Origin of the sequence: Bradyrhizobium sp. SRL28 (assembly GCF_018596315.1) — a bacterium.
Taxonomy (GTDB): domain Bacteria; phylum Pseudomonadota; class Alphaproteobacteria; order Rhizobiales; family Xanthobacteraceae; genus Bradyrhizobium.
In genome coordinates, this window is record NZ_JAHEAG010000040.1 from 20,757 (window position 1) to 38,812 (window position 18,056).

The 18,056-nt window shown below is 61.7% G+C and carries 16 protein-coding genes; 11 read left to right on the forward strand and 5 right to left on the reverse strand.

Annotated features, from left to right (window positions below):
- Window positions 1-40: 40 nt before the first annotated feature.
- Together KIP88_RS38135 and KIP88_RS38140 are read right to left on the reverse strand one after the other, a co-directional pair.
- The gene (locus KIP88_RS38135) at window positions 41-1,708 is read right to left on the reverse strand and encodes an arylsulfatase (protein WP_374226558.1); all 1,668 of its coding nucleotides are present in this window, start codon (window positions 1,706-1,708) and stop codon (window positions 41-43) included.
- A 126-nt stretch (window positions 1,709-1,834) separates the two neighbouring features.
- On the reverse strand, window positions 1,835-2,761 hold the full coding sequence (locus KIP88_RS38140) for a formylglycine-generating enzyme family protein (RefSeq protein ID WP_214493350.1): 927 nt from the start codon (window positions 2,759-2,761) through the stop codon (window positions 1,835-1,837).
- Between the two features lie 403 nt (window positions 2,762-3,164).
- Between KIP88_RS38140 and KIP88_RS38145 the strand changes: the two genes are divergently transcribed.
- From KIP88_RS38145 to KIP88_RS38155, 3 genes are all read left to right on the forward strand, one after another.
- Window positions 3,165-5,414 carry an ABC transporter substrate binding protein gene (locus KIP88_RS38145; protein ID WP_214493326.1) on the forward strand — a complete coding sequence of 750 codons (2,250 nt, stop codon included), beginning with the start codon at window positions 3,165-3,167 and terminating at the stop codon, window positions 5,412-5,414.
- Entirely contained in the window at window positions 5,411-6,028 is a 618-nt protein-coding gene (locus tag KIP88_RS38150) for a response regulator transcription factor (RefSeq protein WP_214493327.1), read from the forward strand. The genes KIP88_RS38145 and KIP88_RS38150 overlap by 4 nt, the downstream gene beginning before the upstream one ends.
- A gap of 65 nt (window positions 6,029-6,093) precedes the next feature.
- Window positions 6,094-6,486: a response regulator transcription factor gene (locus KIP88_RS38155; RefSeq protein ID WP_214493328.1), complete on the forward strand. Its 393-nt coding sequence runs from the start codon at window positions 6,094-6,096 to the stop codon at window positions 6,484-6,486.
- Window positions 6,487-6,589: 103 nt separating this feature from the next.
- Here KIP88_RS38155 and KIP88_RS38160 read toward each other — a convergent pair whose 3' ends face one another.
- Complete coding sequence (locus tag KIP88_RS38160) at window positions 6,590-8,809, reverse strand: lytic transglycosylase domain-containing protein (protein ID WP_214493351.1); 2,220 nt, start codon at window positions 8,807-8,809, stop codon at window positions 6,590-6,592.
- 288 nt (window positions 8,810-9,097) lie between these two features.
- Here KIP88_RS38160 and dapA point away from each other — a divergent pair, with 288 nt between their 5' ends.
- The 4 genes from dapA to KIP88_RS38180 all read left to right on the forward strand — a co-directional run bounded on the left by dapA (window position 9,098) and on the right by KIP88_RS38180 (window position 11,658).
- Entirely contained in the window at window positions 9,098-9,988 is an 891-nt protein-coding gene (gene dapA / locus KIP88_RS38165; protein WP_214493329.1) for a 4-hydroxy-tetrahydrodipicolinate synthase, read from the forward strand.
- Between the two features lie 45 nt (window positions 9,989-10,033).
- A complete protein-coding gene (mscL, locus tag KIP88_RS38170; protein ID WP_214493330.1) occupies window positions 10,034-10,450 on the forward strand; it encodes a large conductance mechanosensitive channel protein MscL in 417 nt (138 codons plus the stop codon).
- A 1-nt stretch (window position 10,451) separates the two neighbouring features.
- Window positions 10,452-10,925, forward strand: a complete 474-nt coding sequence (smpB, locus tag KIP88_RS38175; RefSeq protein WP_214493331.1) for an SsrA-binding protein SmpB — start codon at window positions 10,452-10,454, stop codon at window positions 10,923-10,925.
- A gap of 157 nt (window positions 10,926-11,082) precedes the next feature.
- Window positions 11,083-11,658, forward strand: a complete 576-nt coding sequence (locus KIP88_RS38180; RefSeq protein ID WP_214493332.1) for a peroxiredoxin — start codon at window positions 11,083-11,085, stop codon at window positions 11,656-11,658.
- Window positions 11,659-11,754: 96 nt separating this feature from the next.
- Here the strand turns inward: KIP88_RS38180 and KIP88_RS38185 are convergent, their stop codons facing one another.
- The gene (locus KIP88_RS38185; RefSeq protein WP_214493333.1) at window positions 11,755-12,408 is read right to left on the reverse strand and encodes a uracil-DNA glycosylase; all 654 of its coding nucleotides are present in this window, start codon (window positions 12,406-12,408) and stop codon (window positions 11,755-11,757) included.
- Window positions 12,409-12,552: 144 nt separating this feature from the next.
- Window positions 12,553-13,182, reverse strand: a complete 630-nt coding sequence (locus tag KIP88_RS38190; RefSeq protein ID WP_214493334.1) for an NYN domain-containing protein — start codon at window positions 13,180-13,182, stop codon at window positions 12,553-12,555.
- A gap of 354 nt (window positions 13,183-13,536) precedes the next feature.
- Here KIP88_RS38190 and rpoZ point away from each other — a divergent pair, with 354 nt between their 5' ends.
- From rpoZ to acpS, 4 genes are all read left to right on the forward strand, one after another.
- Window positions 13,537-13,929 (forward strand): DNA-directed RNA polymerase subunit omega, encoded by a 393-nt coding sequence (gene rpoZ, locus KIP88_RS38195; RefSeq protein WP_024512695.1) that lies wholly within the window; start codon window positions 13,537-13,539, stop codon window positions 13,927-13,929.
- A 293-nt stretch (window positions 13,930-14,222) separates the two neighbouring features.
- Window positions 14,223-16,511 (forward strand): bifunctional (p)ppGpp synthetase/guanosine-3',5'-bis(diphosphate) 3'-pyrophosphohydrolase, encoded by a 2,289-nt coding sequence (locus tag KIP88_RS38200; RefSeq protein ID WP_214493335.1) that lies wholly within the window; start codon window positions 14,223-14,225, stop codon window positions 16,509-16,511.
- A 125-nt stretch (window positions 16,512-16,636) separates the two neighbouring features.
- On the forward strand, window positions 16,637-17,395 hold the full coding sequence (locus KIP88_RS38205; RefSeq protein ID WP_214493336.1) for a pyridoxine 5'-phosphate synthase: 759 nt from the start codon (window positions 16,637-16,639) through the stop codon (window positions 17,393-17,395).
- 2 nt (window positions 17,396-17,397) lie between these two features.
- Complete coding sequence (gene acpS / locus KIP88_RS38210; protein WP_214493337.1) at window positions 17,398-17,817, forward strand: holo-ACP synthase; 420 nt, start codon at window positions 17,398-17,400, stop codon at window positions 17,815-17,817.
- Window positions 17,818-18,056 lie beyond the last annotated feature (239 nt).

The window sequence follows — 18,056 nt, forward strand, 5'->3', positions numbered from 1 at the left end:
GGCGCCACAACAGGACGCCCGCCGAGTTGGCGTCGTACAGCTAGTCGCTGCGACCGGCAGTTTTGGCCTGCTTGATCTGTTGCAACACCTGGTCGAGGTTGTAGCTCGCCGGGTCCTGAAGCGGCGGGTACGCAGTATAGGTCTCGAGTTCCTTCAGCCACAGCGCCTGGCCGATGGGCAGCATGTTCCAATCGTAGACGTAGGCTGTAGAAGCGGAGCCGATTGTGCCGCCCATGCCCATGAGCGTCTTGTATTGTGAACCGATCGAGGTCTCGAACGGGTCCCGCTTGATATTGACGACCTGGGCCCAGTGATAGGGAAGCGCTCCGGCAATAAAGCCCGCCGGGTTGTCGGACACCATCGTGAAGTAGATCTTCCAGTTCTTGTAGCGGACCGCCGACGGATCCTTGCCCGAATAGTAGAAGAACGTGTCGCGCGCCGATTTTTCCGAACGCCCGGAAAGGTATTCGGTTTGATCGACGCCATCGAGCGTCGTCTTCACGATGCCGGGATATTGGCCGGCCTCGATGCGGCTCTTCAACGCGTTTCCCTTTGCGCCGCCGCCGATGTTGACAAACGTGGGCAGCCAGTCGAGCGCCGCGAACATTTCGTTCTTGATGGTACCGGGCTTGATGACGCCCGGCCAGCGAACGACCGCCGGAGCGCGCATGCCGCCTTCCCAGGTGCTCAGCTTGCCGCCCTTGAACGGAGTGGTGCCGCCGTCCGGAAAGGTGATGGTTTCGGCGCCGTTGTCGGTCGTGAACACGATGATCGTGTTGTCGAGCTGACCCATGTCCTGGAGCTTCTTCAGCACGTAGCCGATGTTGTCATCCATCTGCTTCATGCCGGCTTCGTTGAGGCCCCAATCCTTGCCGCCCGCCTCGCCGATCATGGCCGCGTACTTGTCATTCAGCACGGTGGTGATGTGCATGCGCGCCGGGTTGTACCAGACGAAGAAAGGCTTGCCCGTCGTCTTCGGGTCGTTGCGATCGAGGAAGTCGATGACCTTGGCCGAGATTTCCTCGTCGACACCCTTCGATCGCTCGAGCGTCAGCGGGCCCTGATCGACGCACTGCTGAGTCCTGCCCGTACCGTCCGACTTGCACGACAGGATGTTGCGCGGAGGCGTCAGGCATATCGTCGTTTTCGGATCGACCGCGCCCGGTACCTCCGGGATGCCGGGGATCGGCGTATTCTTGCATGGCGGGGCAACCGTCTGCTGGGTGGGGGTCTTGTTGATGTCCGGGAAGCTCACGCCCTGCATCGCGTCGAGGTGATACAGGTAGCCCCAGTATTCCTGGAAACCATGCGCGGTTGGCAGCGCGTCGGTGTGGTCGCCGAGATGGTTCTTGCCGAACTCGCCCGTGTTGTAGCCGAGATCGAGCAGGAACTTGGCGATCGCCGGTGTGCCGGGCCGCAGATAGGACGGGCTGCCGGGCAGTTGTGGAGGAATCATGCCGGTGCGCAGCGGATGCATGCCGGTGAAGAAGGCGTTCCGGCCTGCGGTGCAGCTCTGCTCGGCATAGTAATGCGTGAATATCGCGCCTTCATTGCCGATGCGATCGATGTTGGGCGTCTCTCCGACCATCAGGCCGCGATGGTAGATGCTCGGCTGGTAGAGGCCGATGTCATCACCCATGATGAAGAGGATGTTGGGTTTCTGTTGCTGCGCCATCGCCGGCGTGCTGACCAGTCCGGACAGTGGCATCAACATCGATGCGCCCAACAAGGCGGCGCAGGATCGCCTGAGACAACCGGACACCTTGCTTGGCGGTGTTGCGGCAGAAGGCGGCTTGTCATTGAATATGGAATCCAGCATGACGTCGCTCCCTTTTTATGATGCGTCAGTGGCTCCTCGCCTGATGCATCGAAATCCGAGGTGACTGGTGGAAGTATCGACCGGCTCCGCATGACGCGCTGCCGGCCGGTAGCGTCGGCAGTAGTTCGGCGCGCACAAATGCGAGCCGCCTTTGATGACCTTTCTTGGAATTTTCACATTGGTGGTTCTGGGGTCGTAGCTGTCGGCCTCGCCGCCGCCGCGCGGGTTCTCCGGAATGCAGCAAGCCTTCGGAGCATCTGCCTGATGCTTTGGCGAATACCAGTCGGCCGTCCATTCCCAGACGTTGCCGATCATGTCGTTGAGGCCATACCCATTCGGCGGGAATGCGGTGACCGGTGAAGTGCGCTCGAAGCCGTCGGCATTGACGTTCTGCCGCGGAAACTCACCCTGCCAGGTATTGGCCATGTGCCGGTCGTGCGGTGTGAATTCATCGCCCCAGGCAAATTCGGCACCATCGAGCCCGCCGCGCGCGGCAAATTCCCATTCCGCTTCGGTCGGCAAATCCTTGCCGGCCCATTTCGCGTAGGCGAGCGCATCGCTGAAGGCGACATGCACAACGGGGTGATTGTCCAATGCATGAATGTTGCTTTTGGGTCCGTAGGGATGCCGCCAGTCCGCCCCCTTGGCGAACGTCCACCACTGGCTGAAGTCGCGGAGGTTGACCGGATGGTTGGGTGGCAAGAACATCAGCGAGCCCGCATAGACCATGTGCGGGAGCATTCCAGGATAATCCTTCGGATCAGGCGTGATCTCGGCAACGGTGACGTGCCTGGTCGCCCTTACGAATTCCCTGAATTGCCGGTTCGTCACCGGATAGCGGTCCATCCAAAAACCGTCCACGGTGACGCGGTGCGCCGGAGCTTCTTCGGGATAATGCTCGTCCGAGCCCATGCGGAAAGTGCCGCCGGGTATCCAGATCATCCCTTCGGCCTGCGAGCGGGCGTCACCGCCCGGGATATCAGTCTTGAATGTGGTTGCGGGAAGCGTTGTCATTTCAAGCGCTGCCTCCGGTCGATCGCCGAAAAATTGCGATCTAGCGGGGGACACGCTACGCAGGAGCCCTGTCGCAGGCTATTGGACCGTGGTCCAACATCGGGCAGTCCAGCTGGCGTCACAGGGACGGACCTTGCGGCGCCTTCTCGCACGGATTGTATTTGGGGGGCTGTTTCCGTCGGGCGAAGAAATCCCCTTTGATTTTGCTAGCAAAATCCCCAAGGGGCGAGGGGGATACGTCCGCAAAAGCGTGGTAAGGTTGCGGGGCCGCAACGCGGAGTCGTGCGGTCCTACGCTGTTTGAGAATTTGTTGTGTATCGTAGCGTTTTGAGTGGCGGCCTTTTCCAATATGACAGGCACGCGCATTGTCGGGTTGAGCATCGGACTCCTTCTCTTGCTCGCGGGGGAAGCCCGCGCTGCGGAGCGGATGCGTGTCCTTATGCTTCACGCCTTCAACTACTCATTTCCCGCCACCAGCGTCATCGCGGAGGCCGCTCGAAAGCGGCTGGTCGAGCATTCGAATTCAGTTGAGATCGATGCGGAATTTCTCGACCTGGCTCGAAATGCCGACGAGGCCCATTCGCTGCGAACGGCAACGTTTATTCGCGACAAGTACGGGAAGCATCCGCCGGATTTGATGATCACGCTCGGCAGCAACGCGTTACCATTTGTCGTCAAGCACCGGGACCTGCTTCCCGATGTCCCGGTCGTCTTTGCATCCATTTCGCCACAGACCTATGCCGCGTTGCAATTGTCACCGAGGACGACCGGGATCATCACTGCGTTCGATCTCGCGAAGACGCTCTCGCTCGCGGAGCGGCTCCAGCCGGAGGCTCGCCGTCTGTTCGTCGTCGCGGGGAGCGGCGAGACGGATCGCCGTTGGCAACCGCTAGCCCGCAAGATGATCGAGGAGCACGGCCGAAAATTCGAGACGACGTTCCTGTTCGAGCTTCCTTATTCAGAGCTTGTCGCCAAACTATCCAAGATACCCAGCGATGCGATTGTGATCGTTCTCACTGTTTTTGCCGATAGCGAAGGAAAAACCTTTGTTCCGGCACAGGTCGCGGCCGAATTGTCCGCGCTGTCGCCCGCACCGGTTTATGGGCCCTACGATACGTTTGTCGGAAGGGGCGCCGTCGGCGGCTTTGTTGAGACTTTCGAATCGATCGGCACTGCGGCGGCAGACATGGCGATCGAAATTCTGCAGGGCAGGGATCCAGCTACGCTCGCGCCCCGAACCAACCCAGCGCAGCACTATCGCGTCGATTATCGCGCGATGCAACGCTGGGGCCTCAGCGAAAAGAATCTGCCTGCCGACACTCAAGTTTTGTTCAAAAGTCCGACGATCTGGAATCAGTATCGCGGCACTGTTCTTGCTGCGCTCTTCATCGTCGGCCTGCAAACGATACTCGTGGCGGCCTTGCTGTTTCAGCGGCGCAGAGGACGGCGAGTAGAGAATCTCCTTAAAGACAGCGAGGAGCGAATGACCTTTGCAGCCGCGGCTGCAAATATCGGACTATGGCAGGTTGACCGGAAGACGGGCGAATTGTGGGTCACCGAGCATTGCAGGGCGCTGTTCAGACTCGCCAGCGATGCGCCGCTAACCCGAGAGGCCCTCCTGTCAGCTGTTCACCCGGACGATCTCGAAATCGCTAAAGCTGCGATGCGCGGCCCCTCTAAAACAGAGCAATCTACCGTCAGGGATGTGCGAATTGTCTTGCCGAGCGGTGAGGTGCGTTGGATCCGCATGCGCGCCCGTTCCTATCCGGAGGGTAACGGCGAGTCAAAACAACAAGGGGGCATTTTCGTCGACATCACCGAACAGAAGTCGGCCGAGGCTGAGACCGCACTGCAACGTCTGGAAATCGAGCATCTGATGCGGGTTTCCGTGCTCGGCGAACTTTCCGGCTCTATTGCGCACGAAGTTAACCAGCCGCTCACCGCGATCCTGTCGAATGCGCAAGCGGCCCTCCATCTCCTGGCGCAGAATTCGCCGGATCTTGTCGAAGTTCGCGATGCACTTCAGGATATTGTTCATGAGGACAATCGCGCCGGCGAGGTCATCCATCGTCTCCGCAGTCTTCTGAAAAAGGGCGAGCGGAAGGCGGAAAGCGTCAACATCAATGACCTTGTCAGATCGACTGTCAGCCTGCTGCACAGCGAGCTGATTGGCCGCGATATCAGCCTCAAGCTTGATCTGGATCATGCTCCGTTTTTCACACGCGGCGATTCTGTGCAGCTGCAGCAAGTGCTGCTCAATCTTGTCATGAATGCAATGGACGCCATGGCCTCGACCCCGGTAGCGCAGCGGTCTATCCTGATCTCGACCGGTGGTCCTCAGGCCGGGATGGTGGACGTTCTCGTAAAGGATCGTGGACACGGCATTCGTCCCAAGGAAAATGGACGGCTGTTCGAGCCTTTCTACACCACCAAGAGCCATGGCCTTGGTCTGGGTCTGCCGCTGTGTTCGACGATCATACAGGCCCATCACGGAAGGCTGACCCTGGTCAACGATGAGCGCGGCGGCGCCATCGCGAAATTTTCGCTGCCTGTCCAACAGCCGATCTTCGGTACCGCATGACGGACAACTTCACAGTTTACCTCGTTGACGATGACCCGGGAGTACTCAAGGGGCTGTCGCGACTCCTCCGCGCCAGAGGATATGAGGTCAAAGCGTATTCCTCCCCCCGGGTATTCCTCGATGAGCATGATACGGCGGTTCCCGGCTGCGCCGTGCTGGATGTTTCGATGCCCGGTCTGGATGGTTTGGAGATTCAGCGCGTGCTGACCGCCGCTGGGGGCTTTCATCGTCCCGTGGTGTTCGTCACTGGCAAAGGTGACATTCCCACCAGCGTACGTGCCATGAAAGCAGGCGCAGTCGATTTCTTGACCAAGCCGGTAAAGGAACATGATTTAATCGAAGCACTGTCCCGGGCTGAAGCCAGGGACACCAAGTCGCGCAGGATTCAATCCGAACTGGAAACGATGCAGGCGAAACTGAAGAGACTTACGCCGCGCGAACACGAGGTTCTTACACATGTCGTGGCGGGACGACTCAACAAGCAGATTGCCGGCGAACTGGGTACGGTCGAAAAGACCATCAAGGTTCATCGTAGCCGGATGATGGAGAAACTTGGCATTCGAACTGTCGCCGACCTCGTTCGCATGGCTGAGAAGCTCGAAATTTCGAAATAGGAAACCGAGCCTGTTGGCCCAAGGGCCAACTCGACAGGCTTGCAGCACAGCGGCAATGATCTTTCATGGCGGACCCTTCCCCATGGATTGCCGTTGTGGACGATGATCCGGCTGTGCTCAAGGCTTTGAGCCGGTTACTGCGCTCGCACTCTTTTCGTGCTCAGAGTTTCGGATCGGGACGGGAGTTTCTCGCGGCGTTGCCAGATGGTCTTCCGATATGCCTGATTGTCGATCTCCAGATGCCTGAGATGGACGGCTTGGAGCTTCAACAGCATCTCGTCAGCAACGGAATAGAAATTCCGACAATTCTCATCTCCGCACATGGCGATGCTGCGTCACGATCGGATGAAGGCACGTTTGTAGCCAGCCTCCGGAAACCTTTGCAGGAGGACATCTTGTTCTCGGCTATCGACAAAGCAATCGGCCGTGCGGGGGAGTGCCAGGTAGCCACCAAGTAGCCGCCCCTGCGGGCAGAGGCCGCTCCATGCGGGGCTGGTCAGCGCTCGAGGCGCCAGGAGCCATTACAGACGAGCCATTCCAGACTTCGCCTGGCGGATGTAGCTATTGGACGCTGGCGCCGCGATGCAGGTCGGCTTCGATCTGGAGCTTGGTCCCGCCGCCGAACCGCGCGCGATAGACCTGCAGGTTCTCCATGATGCGCTGCACGTAGTTCCGCGTCTCGGAGAACGGGATCTGCTCGACCCAATCGACCGCGTCGACCTTGGGGTCACGCGGATCGCCGTAACGTTCGATCCATTTCTTGACGCTGCCGCGACCGGCATTGTAGCCGGCAAAGGTCAGGATGTAGGAGCCGCGGTAATCCTCGAGCAACCCGCCAAGCTCTGCCGCGCCAAGCATGGCGTTGTAGACCGAGTCGGTCTTCATCCGGTTGAGGTCGAAGCTAACGCCGGCCCGTTTGCAGACATAGCGTCCGGCGTCCGGCGTCACCTGCATCAGCCCGTAGGCCTGGGCCGGCGAGACCACCGCCGGATTGAAGGCGCTTTCCTGCCGCGCGATCGAATAGATGACGCTTGGCTCGACCTCGGGACCGATCTGTTTGAACGACGGGATGCCCGTGACGGGATAGGCGTAATGATCGAACGGCAGGCCGCGGTTGAGCGCGGCCTTGCCGAGCAGCAGCATGCCGCGGGCGTCGCTGTGGCGCGCGGTGAGCTCGCCGAGGCCCGTCAGGGCATCGGGATCGCCATTCTCGCCCATGTCGCCGAAAATCGGGAGCGCAAGCTCGCGCTCGTCGAGCTCGTAGAGCAATTGCACGGCGCGGACGATCTCCAGCCGCTCCGATCCGCGCCCTCGGGGGGCGCCGTTCAATTCGAGCTGCGGCAAGCCGAGCTTGGCGCGCGCCAATTGGCCGTAATAGCTGGTCGATTGCTCGGCCGCCCGGCCAAAGGCGGCGCGGGCTTCCTGCGTGCGGCCCGCGGCTTCCGCCGCGCGGCCCTGCCAATAACCGGCGCGCGCAAGCGCGGTCGGGTTGGCGCTGCCGACACCGATGCGCGCGAAGTGCTGGGCGGCGACCGCCGGATCTTTCAGGAACCGCAGTGCAATCCAGCCCGCGGTGAATTCCTGCTCGGTCTTGTAGATGTCGCGGGAGGGAAGTGCTGCGTCGCGCGCAATCAGGTAGGCGGTGCGGTGTTCGCCAACGTCCAGCATCTTGCGCGACAAGAGGCGCCGCTCGATCCACCATTCGTTGAGATTGTGCAGACGGTTCGGATCTTTCGGCACCGTCAGCATGAGCTGTGCGGCCTCGTTGAACTTCTCTTCGCGGCGCAGCCACTGGATCCTGGCGAACATGTAGCCGGGATCGTTGTGCAGTTCCCGCGGCACCGCCTCGAGCAGCGTCTTGAGGTTGGAGGATTTCTTGTTGGCCGCAATGCGCGCCTTGCCCAGCGCGACATGGCCTGCACCGAGGCGTTTGGCGGCGCGCATGCCGCCGGCTTCCTGCTCGGTGCCGTAAAGCAGCGAATCCATCCGTGCCTTGTGGTCGCCCGCGGTCAGCAACGCGCCGAACATATCGAGCGCCGCGGTCTCGGTGTCTTCCGACATGCCATCATGGCGCCAGGCCTCGCGGACCAGCCGTTCGGCATTGGTGCGATCGCCGCGCGCGAGCATGGCCTTGGCCAGCGCGAACTTGCCCTTGGCCGAAATCGGCGATTCGTTTCCGAACCACGACCACACCGTGGCGTCGTCGCGGCGGTCGTCCCAAAGGGCGGCCTCGATGCGCCGGCGCAGGAAGGTCTGCGACGGCCAGCTCGGATTGGCCGAAACAAACGCACGGTAGCGCTCGACGGAGGCGCCATTATTGTCGCTGCGCAGGATCAGCCATTCCGCAAGCTTGCGGGCGACCGGATCCGATATCGTGGCCTGCGCCTGGCTTGCATCCCCAGGCTTCTGCTTGCGCACCAGCTCGATGACGTTTTCGAGCGCATCCTTGTCGGCCTGGGACGTCGAGGACGTCGCGGCTACGGCAGCCTGCGGCACGCTCTTGCGCGGATTGGGCAGGGCCGCATGCTGGCGCGTCGCAGGCGCGAGAACTGGCGGCGCTGGAGCAGGCGCGGTCGGAGCTGCGGCGGCATGGGCGGCCGGCGCGGTATGGGGAGTGGCTAAAGGCTTGGGGATCGCGGTGCGAGAAACCGGCCGCGGCTTCGGCAGGGGAACTTTGGACTTGGCCCAGGCATCCAAGGGGAAAGCCGCCAGTCCAAGGGCCAGCGCCAGGCTTGTGGCCAGAGCGGTCGATCGCAATGCGGCGGCGCGGGCGGAAGGGATCACGGCTTTCCTCTGCGGCGGCGAATCATTCAATCGCTCCAGCCTTAGGTCTATGATTGAATATGTGGACAAAATGCTAAAACGTCGCGGCCGGACCTGTTTGCGCCATCACCGCGGCAAAATCGCGGCTATAGCCCTTCCAAGGAAGGCGGTTCGGTCAGCCTGAGAAAGGGCGTCGAAACAAAGCACTAGCGCCATACCGTACAGCCCTTTCGCCTGATCGTCAGACCCGATATGAATTCAAATCCAGTTTCGGTCGTGCCGTTTCTTAAGCGTTGGAGGAAGTCCATGGCAGCCAAGACAAAGTTCCGGGGATCGTTCACCGCCTTGGTCACGCCATTCAAGAACGGCTCGGTCGACGAGGCCGCCTTCCGCGGCCTGGTGAGCTGGCAGATCGAGCAGGGGTCACACGGTCTCGTTCCCGTGGGTACCACCGGCGAAAGCCCGACGCTGAGCCATGCCGAGCATCATCGGGTGGTCGAGATGTGCATCGATGAGGCGAACGGACGCGTGCCTGTCATCGCCGGCGCGGGCTCGAACTCAACGCGGGAAGCCGTCGACCTTGCTGTTCACGCCGAGAAGGCCGGTGCCGATGCCGTGCTGGTGGTGACGCCGTACTACAACAAGCCGACCCAGGAAGGGATGTATCAGCACTTCAAGGCGGTGAATGACGCGATCGGGATCCCGATCATCATTTACAACATCCCGCCGCGCTCCGTCGTCGATATGTCGGTCGAGACCATGACCCGGCTGTTCGAGTTGAAGAACATCGCCGGCGTCAAGGACGCCACCGCCAATCTTGCCCGGGTGTCGCAGCAACGCCATGCGATGGGGCCGGATTTCATCCAGCTGTCCGGCGAAGACATGACCGCACTGGCCTATATGGCGGCGGGAGGACATGGTTGCATTTCGGTGGTCGCCAACGTGGCGCCGAAGCTGTGTGCCGAGCTGATGTCGGCTGTTATGCAGGGTGATTACGTTACCGGACTGAAGATCCAGGACCGCCTGACGCCGCTGCATGATGCCGTCTTCAAGGAGCCCGGCCTCGCGGGAGCCAAGCATGGCCTCAAACTGCTGGGGTGGCTCGAAGAAGAAGTGCGCCTGCCGTTGATGAACGTGACGCCGCCAACCGGCAAGGTGATCCGCGACGCTATGGTGCATGCCGGCCTGATCAACTGAGGGCGGCGACTTGCTTCGCCTGACGAACGAAGAGGGGAAGCCAAGATGCTGAAGGAATTCCGCGAATTCGCGATGAAGGGTAACGTCGTCGACCTCGCCGTCGGCGTCATCATCGGTGCGGCCTTCGGCGCGATCGTAACCTCGCTGGTCGGTGACGTGATCATGCCGATCATCGGCGCAATCACCGGCGGTCTCGATTTCTCCAATTATTTCACGGGATTATCGAAGTCGGTGACGGCGACCAACCTGGCCGACGCCAAAAAGCAGGGCGCCGTACTGGCTTGGGGCAGTTTCCTGACGCTGACACTGAACTTCCTCATCATCGCTTTCGTGCTGTTTCTGGTCATTCGCGCCATGAACCAGCTAAAGCGCAAGGACGAGGCGGCACCCGCGGCGCCGCCGAAGCCGACGCCGGAAGTGGAACTGCTGACCGAGATCCGAGATCTCCTCAAGAAGGGCTAACGTGGCCGAGAAGAACGAGCGCCCGATCAAGGTTGTCGCCGAAAACCGCAAGGCGCGATTCAACTACGCGATCGAGGACACCATCGAAACCGGCATTGCGCTGACCGGCACGGAAGTGAAGTCGATCCGCAACGGCAAGACAACGATTGCCGAATCCTATGCGGATTCCAAGGACGGCGAGATCTGGCTGATCAACGCCAATATTCCGGAATATCTGCAGGCCAACCGCTTCAACCATGAGCCGAAACGGCCTCGCAAGCTGCTGCTGCATCGAAAGCAGATCAACAAGCTGATGGGCGCGGTCGACCGCGAAGGCATGACGCTGATTCCGCTAAAGCTCTATTTCAACGAGCGCGGCCGCGCCAAGCTCTTGCTGGCGATCGCCAAGGGCAAGAAGCTGCACGACAAGCGCGAGACCGAAAAGAAACGCGACTGGGGCCGGGAAAAAGGCCGCCTGATGCGGGCGCGGGGATGATCGGCTTACCCATGTCTGTCCGTCATTGCGAGGAGCGTAGCGACGAAGCAATCCATTGTGCTGCAAGGAAGTGTGGATTGCTTCGCGGAGCCTGTCATCGGGCGGCACTTTGCGCCGACCCGTTGGCTCGCAATGACGGCCGATGGAGAATGTGTCCATGAACCAGAAGAACCTGCTCGAAGTCGACTGGAGCAAGATCCCGGCGCCGGAGGACGACGGCGCGGCGGCGCATCTGGCTGGCATGATGATCCCGCCGGTCACGCTGCTCGCCACTGACGACAGTTCGGTGACGCTATCAGCGCTTGCGGGCCGCACGGTGGTGTTCGCCTATCCCCGCACCGGGGAGCCCGGCAAGATCAGCCTGGTCGATGACTGGGACATGATCCCCGGCGCCCGCGGTTGCACGCCGCAAACCTGCTCGTTCCGTGACCTGTTCGCGGAGCTGAAGGCCGCCGGCGCGAACCATGTGTTCGGCCTCTCGACGCAGGACAACGTCTACCAGACCGAGATGGCGTCACGGCTGCATCTGCCGTTCCCGGTCCTGTCGGACGAAAAGCTGGCGCTGACCCGCGCCCTGAAGCTGCCGACCATGCAGGTGGCCGGACTGACGCTGATCAAGCGGCTGGCGCTGATCGTCGATGCCGGCCGTATCACTCACGTCTTCTATCCGGTGTTTCCGCCCGACCGGAATGCCGCCGACGTGCTGGCGTGGCTGAGGGAAAATCCGGCTTGAGTTGTTGATGTGTAGGGTGGGCAAAGCGCAGCGTGCCCACCATTCAGATCACCGCAGATATTGGTGGGCACGCTGCGCTTTGCCCACCCTACGAAGCTACGAATCCAGATCCGCGCGTACCTTTGCAAACACGTTGCGAAACATCTCCGGCGTCAGTACCCGCGTATTCGTATTGTAGCGCGAGCAGTGATAGCTGTCGTAAAGCCTGACGGCGCCCGCGCCATGCACGGCGCCGTGCGCAAAGGGGGCGGCGGCATTGCGCAGCCCGAGCGCCTTCAATGTCGATTCATGGGCGATCCGCCCGAGCGCCACGATCGCGCGAAGCTTCGGCATGGTCGCGATCGTCTTCACCAGGAATTGCCGGCAGGTGTTGATCTCGGCAGGCAACGGCTTGTTCTGCGGCGGCACGCAGCGCACCGCGTTGCTGATCCGGCAACCGACCAGCTTCAGCCCGTCGTCGGGACGTGCCTGGTAGACGCCTTTGGCGAATCCGTATTCGAGCAGGGTCGCATACAGCAGGTCGCCGGCGTAGTCGCCGGTGAACGGGCGTCCGGTGCGGTTGGCGCCCTGCATGCCGGGCGCCAGCCCGACAATCAAGAGCTGCGCGTTGGCATCACCGAATGAAGCGACCGGCGCATTGTGCCAATCCGGCTCTTTCGCGCGCGCCTGAACGCGAAATTCGGCGAGCCTCGGGCAGAGCGGGCAATTGCGGCCGGGTTCGAAAGAAGCAGGGGCGGGGAGACTAGCCATGTTTCCAAAGCGTTTTCGAGCGAAAGCCGGCCGCGGACCTGGATCCGGGATCGAGGCCGGGTCGCGTCGACTACGCGTGCCAAACAAAAAGCCCCGGTTCTGTTTCAATCAGAACCGAGGCTCTAGCAGCGTACTCGCTCATTCTCAATCGTCGAATTCGTCGTCACCGCCCCGCGGGGCCACAGTGGTGGCGCGCTGCAGGAATTGAGGGGCGTGATGGCGTGGCTCGCGCGGGGCAGGCCGTTCGGAGGGATCGCGGCCGAGCTTGGATTGCAGCTCGACGAGGTCGGTGAAGACGTCGGCCTGGCGGCGGAGTTCGTCGGCGATCATCGGCGGTTGGCTCGAAATGGTCGAAACTACCGTGACGCGAACACCCCGACGTTGCACCGCCTCCACCAGCGAGCGGAAATCGCCGTCGCCCGAGAATAGCACGATCTGATCGACATGCTCGGCGAGTTCCATGGCATCGACGGCGAGTTCGATGTCCATGTTGCCCTTCACCTTGCGTCGGCCGGAAGCGTCGATGAATTCCTTCGTCGCCTTGGTAACTACGGTGTAGCCGTTGTAGTCGAGCCAGTCGATCAGCGGACGGATCGAGGAGTATTCCTGATCCTCGATGATCGCCGTGTAGTAGAACGCACGCAACAGCGTCCCTCGGCTCTGAAATTCCTTGAGAAGGCGTTTGTAATCGATGTCGAAGCCGAGCGTCTTGGCCGTTGCGTAGAGGTTGGCGCCGTCGATGAATAGCGCAATCTTGTTGGAAGCGGGTGACATCAAATGGTTCTCACGTTGTTGTTAGCTTTTCTAGCGCAGCGGTCGGCGTCCGCGCGCACTTTCCAGTTCGGTTGCCTAAAGTTCGGTGAATCGTGCCCCACGACAGTCACCACTGCAATTATGGTGAGGCGAGGGCGAAAAACCTAGACTTTTGACAGTGCAATGAAGAGATTTACTTGTCCTGTACGGCAACCTCGCCGCGTCTGGACGCTCCGGCCGTTCTGGCCCCGAAGCTGGGGTATCAGAGCCCATAAGGAAGGCAAATCACAAATTTAGTCTTGCGAAATAGCCTCTGCCGCTATAACTAGCCCCCAATACCGACATATTTGGCCCCAAATAACGGAGCGACAGTCTATGGCGCGTGTCACCGTGGAAGATTGCATTGATAAGGTCGACAACCGGTTCGACCTGGTGTTGCTGGCGGCGCATCGCGCCCGTATGATCTCATCCGGCTCACAACTCACGGTTGATCGCGATAATGACAAGAACCCGGTCGTTTCGCTCCGGGAAATCGCCGATTCCACTATTTCCCCGGAAGACCTGCGCGAGGAACTGGTTCATTCCCTGCAGAAATTCGTCGAGGTCGACGAGCCAGAGCCTGATACCGTGCCTTTGATCGGCTCGGCCGGTGCCAGCGTCGATGCCGACGACACCGAGGTCGCGGTCGAGCGCATGACCGAGGAAGAGCTCCTCAAGGGTCTGGAAGGCCTGGCGCCGCCCGAAGAGCAGCCCGAAGAAGACGAGTAATCCGGAACATTCCGGGCCGTCCCCAACTCCCCGATCTTCCAAAGGCCCGGACATCCGTCCGGGCCTTTGCTTTTGTTGACATTTTTGCGGTTACAATGCGTCCTTGGCGGGCGCGGCCGAAATCGGCTGACTCGCCTGTCCGGCGGGTCACCGGGTTGGGCGTTGAATGGCCGCTGGCCCAAGCGAAATTGAACCGTTTCGCGGCCCGAACGGCGTGCATCGCCGTTCGAAAACGCATTAGATACGTAAACGGTGGGACCCGTCCGGGTCTGGTGGAAGAAGGCAGTGATGTGATGGCGTATTGGCGCCGCAGCTCCCGGCAAATGCAGGCCGCGACCGGTCAGGTCGCGGTCGCGCCGACGTCGCCTGTGACGGAAAAGCCCAAATCGCGCTCACGCATGATGCGGCAATACGATCTGGTCGAGCGCGTCAGGACGTACAATCCCGATACCAACGAAGACCTGCTGAATCGCGCCTATGTCTACGCCATGAAGGCGCACGGCACCCAAACGCGCGCGTCCGGCGATCCCTATTTCTCGCATCCGCTCGAAGTCGCGGCGATCCTGACCAACCTCAAGCTCGACGACGCCACCATCGTAGCTGCCCTGCTGCACGACACCATCGAGGATACCGAGGCGACGCGCGCCGAGATCGACAATATATTCGGTCACGAGATCGGCGTGCTGGTGGAGGGGCTCACCAAGCTGAAACGGCTGGAGCTGGTCTCGCGCGAAGCCAAGCAGGCCGAGAACCTGCGCAAGCTGCTGCTTGCGATCGCCGATGACGTTCGCGTGCTGCTGATCAAGCTCGCCGATCGCCTGCACAATATGCGCACGCTGGAATTCGTGCCGCACGCCTCGCGCCGCCGCATCGCCGAGGAGACGCTGGACATCTATGCGCCGCTCGCCGGCCGCATGGGCATGCAGGAGATGCGGGAAGAGCTCGAGGATCTCTCGTTCCATACGCTCGATCCGGAAGCCTATGCCGTGGTGATGCAGCGGCTCGATGCGCTCGCCGACCGCAACCGCAACCTGATCGGCGAGATCGAAAGCCAGCTATCCAAGAAGATGCAGAAGCACGGCATCACCGCGCGCGTCTACGGCCGCCGCAAGCAGCCGTTTTCGATCTGGACCAAGATGGAGCGCAAATCGGTCGGCTTCGAGCAGCTTTCCGACATCTACGGATTCCGCGTCGTGATGCCGGATGTCGAATCCTGCTACGCCGCGCTCGGCGTCGTGCACACCACCTGGCCGGTGGTGCCGGGCCGCTTCAAGGACTACATCTCGACGCCGAAGCAGAACGACTACCGTTCGCTCCACACCACCGTGATCGGTCCCGGCAACCAGCGCGTCGAGCTGCAGATCCGCACCGAGGAAATGAACCAGATCGCCGAGTTCGGCATCGCCGCGCACGCGTTCTACAAGGAAGGCATGGGCTCGCCGACCGAGCGGCTCGAGCACGAATCCAACGCCTTTGCCTGGCTGCGCCACACCGTCGGCATCCTGTCCGAAAGCGCCAATCCGGAAGAGTTTCTGGAGCACACCAAGCTGGAGCTGTTCCACGACCAGGTGTTCTGCTTCACGCCGAAGGGCAAGCTGATCGCGCTGCCGCGTCAGGCCAACGTGATCGACTTCGCCTATGCCGTGCACACCGATGTCGGCAACTCAGCCGTCGGTTGCAAGATCAACGGCAAGTTCGCGCCCTTGTCGTCCGAGCTGCAGAACGGCGACGAGGTCGAGGTCCTGACCTCGGTCGCCCAGTCGGCGCCGCCTTCGGCCTGGGAATCGCTTGCGGTCACCGGCAAGGCCCGGGCCGCGATCCGCCGCGCGACGCGTACAGCAGTGCGCGATCAATATGCAGGTCTGGGCCGCCGCATCGTCGACCGCCTGTTTGCCCGCGCCAAGATCGAATACGCCGACGACAAGCTGAAGGGCGCTCTTCCCCGGCTGGCGCGTGCCTCGATCGACGACGTGATGGCTTCGGTCGGGCGTGGCGAACTCAAGGCCTCCGACGTCGCCCGCGCCATGTATCCGGACTACAAGGAAGAGCGGATGGTGCGCTACGGGGCCAAAAAGAGCCTCGCGGTCAAACTGAAGCTGAAAGCGCCGCCGCATCCGGCGCGCAGCGCCTCCGTCATCCCGGTACGCGGCATCAATTCCGACCTGCCGGTGAAGTTCGCGCCGAACGGCGGCGCCGTGCCGGGCGACCGCATCGTCGGCATCGTCACACCGGGCGAGGGGATCACGATCTATCCGATCCAGTCGCCGGCGCTGAAGGACTTTGAGGAAGAGCCGGAGCGCTGGCTCGACGTCCGCTGGGATATCGATGAGACCATGCCGCAGCGTTTCCCGGCACGGATCCTGGTCCATAACGTCAACGAGCCCGGCAGCCTCGCCCAGGTCGCCACCGTGATCGCCGAGCATGACGGCAATATCGACAATATCAGCATGTCGCGCCGCTCGCCTGACTTTACCGAGCTGACCATCGATCTCGAGGTCTATGACCTCAAGCATCTCAGTGCAATTATCGCTCAATTGCGCGCCAAGGCCGTCGTCGCCAAGGTTGAGCGCGTCAACGGATAGGCGGTATCTTCATCTCGGGCTTGACCCGGCAATCCATCCTTCTCAATTAGATGGACGCGCCGGTCACGCCCGCGTGTGGCACTTTGTGCTAACGATGTCGCGTCAGATTGCCTGAGAGATCCGCAATGCCCGTTCCCCCGCTGCGCCTCGGTGTAAATGTCGATCACGTCGCGACCTTGCGCAATGCGCGGGGCGGCGAGCGGCCGGATCCGGTGCGCGCCGCACTGGCCGCGATCGAGGCCGGCGCCGACGGCATCACCGCGCATCTGCGGGAGGACCGCCGCCACATCCGCGACAGCGACATGGCCCGGCTCAAGGCCGAGATATCGAAGCCGCTGAATTTCGAGATGGCGGCAACCGAGGACATGCTGCGGATCTCGCTCGCCACCAAGCCGCATGCGGTATGCCTGGTGCCGGAACGGCGCGAGGAACTCACCACCGAAGGCGGGCTGGACGTGGTCGGCCAGCACAATGCGCTGGCTCCCTTCATCGCGCGGCTGAACGATGCCGGCGTCCGGGTGTCGCTGTTCATCTCGGCCGACCCGCAACAGATCGAGATGGCGGCAAGGTTGCGCGCGCCGGTCATCGAGATCCACACCGGCGGCTGGTGCGACGCCGTGGTCGACGGCCACACCGCAAAGGCCGAGGCGGAATGGCAGCGAATCGTGTCGGGCGCGGCCTTGGGACGGGCCGCGGGACTGGAGGTTCACGCCGGCCACGGCCTCGACTACCAGACCGCGGAGACGATTTCCGCGTTGCCCGAGATCGCCGAACTCAACATCGGCTACTTCATGATGGGGGAGGCGCTGTTCATAGGCCTTGGCGAGACCGTGCGGCAGATGCGCTCCGCGATGGACCGCGGCCGCCAGAAGATCGCGGGCTAGCCATGATCATCGGCATCGGCTCCGACCTGATCGACATCACAAGGGTTGCCAAGGTGATCGAGCGCCACGGCGACCGCTTCCTCGACCGCATCTTCACCGACGCCGAGCGCGCCAAGGCGGCGCGCCGCGCCAACAACGAAAAGATGGTGGTCGCGACCTACGCCAAGCGATTCGCCGCCAAGGAGGCCTGTTCCAAGGCGCTCGGCACCGGGATCCGGCGCGGCGTCTGGTGGCGGGACATGGGGGTGGTGAACCTGCCGGGCGGCCGTCCGACCATGAAACTCACCGGCGGCGCGCTGGCCCGGCTGGAGGCGCTGACGCCGGAGGGGCTCGAGGCGCGGATCGATCTGTCGATCACCGATGACTGGCCGCTGGCGCAGGCCTTCGTCATAATTTCGGCGGTCGTTCCCGGCAAATCTTGAACCGCGCAGGCGTTTGCGTCGGGGAAGCGGGACAAAACTAAAAAACATTGATTTATCAATGGATTATGAAGTTTTCACGAGGCGCTTGATTGCGCGCCCACCAACAACCGTCTAAAACGCCGAGCTACATGTTCGAGCCAGGGCCGATTCAGGTTAGCGCCGGAATTGGCCTTCAATATCAGTATCGAGACCATTTTCCTGACGCGAACGTACCAGGCGATTCGCGTGCGGAAAACGTT

Bases quoted from the DNA above. Each gene is read 5' to 3' on its own strand.
- KIP88_RS38135 (WP_374226558.1), bottom strand. From the start codon at position 1,708: ATGCCACTGTCCGGACTGGTCAGCACGCCGGCGATGGCGCAGCAACAG.
- KIP88_RS38140 (WP_214493350.1), bottom strand. From the start codon at position 2,761: ATGATCTGGATACCCGGCGGCACTTTCCGCATGGGCTCGGACGAGCAT.
- KIP88_RS38150 (WP_214493327.1), top strand. From the start codon at position 5,411: ATGACGGACAACTTCACAGTTTACCTCGTTGACGATGACCCGGGAGTA.
- KIP88_RS38155 (WP_214493328.1), top strand. From the start codon at position 6,094: ATGGCGGACCCTTCCCCATGGATTGCCGTTGTGGACGATGATCCGGCT.
- dapA (WP_214493329.1), top strand. From the start codon at position 9,098: ATGGCAGCCAAGACAAAGTTCCGGGGATCGTTCACCGCCTTGGTCACG.
- mscL (WP_214493330.1), top strand. From the start codon at position 10,034: ATGCTGAAGGAATTCCGCGAATTCGCGATGAAGGGTAACGTCGTCGAC.
- KIP88_RS38180 (WP_214493332.1), top strand. From the start codon at position 11,083: ATGAACCAGAAGAACCTGCTCGAAGTCGACTGGAGCAAGATCCCGGCG.
- KIP88_RS38185 (WP_214493333.1), bottom strand. From the start codon at position 12,408: ATGGCTAGTCTCCCCGCCCCTGCTTCTTTCGAACCCGGCCGCAATTGC.
- KIP88_RS38190 (WP_214493334.1), bottom strand. From the start codon at position 13,182: ATGTCACCCGCTTCCAACAAGATTGCGCTATTCATCGACGGCGCCAAC.
- rpoZ (WP_024512695.1), top strand. From the start codon at position 13,537: ATGGCGCGTGTCACCGTGGAAGATTGCATTGATAAGGTCGACAACCGG.
- KIP88_RS38200 (WP_214493335.1), top strand. From the start codon at position 14,223: ATGGCGTATTGGCGCCGCAGCTCCCGGCAAATGCAGGCCGCGACCGGT.
- KIP88_RS38205 (WP_214493336.1), top strand. From the start codon at position 16,637: ATGCCCGTTCCCCCGCTGCGCCTCGGTGTAAATGTCGATCACGTCGCG.
- acpS (WP_214493337.1), top strand. From the start codon at position 17,398: ATGATCATCGGCATCGGCTCCGACCTGATCGACATCACAAGGGTTGCC.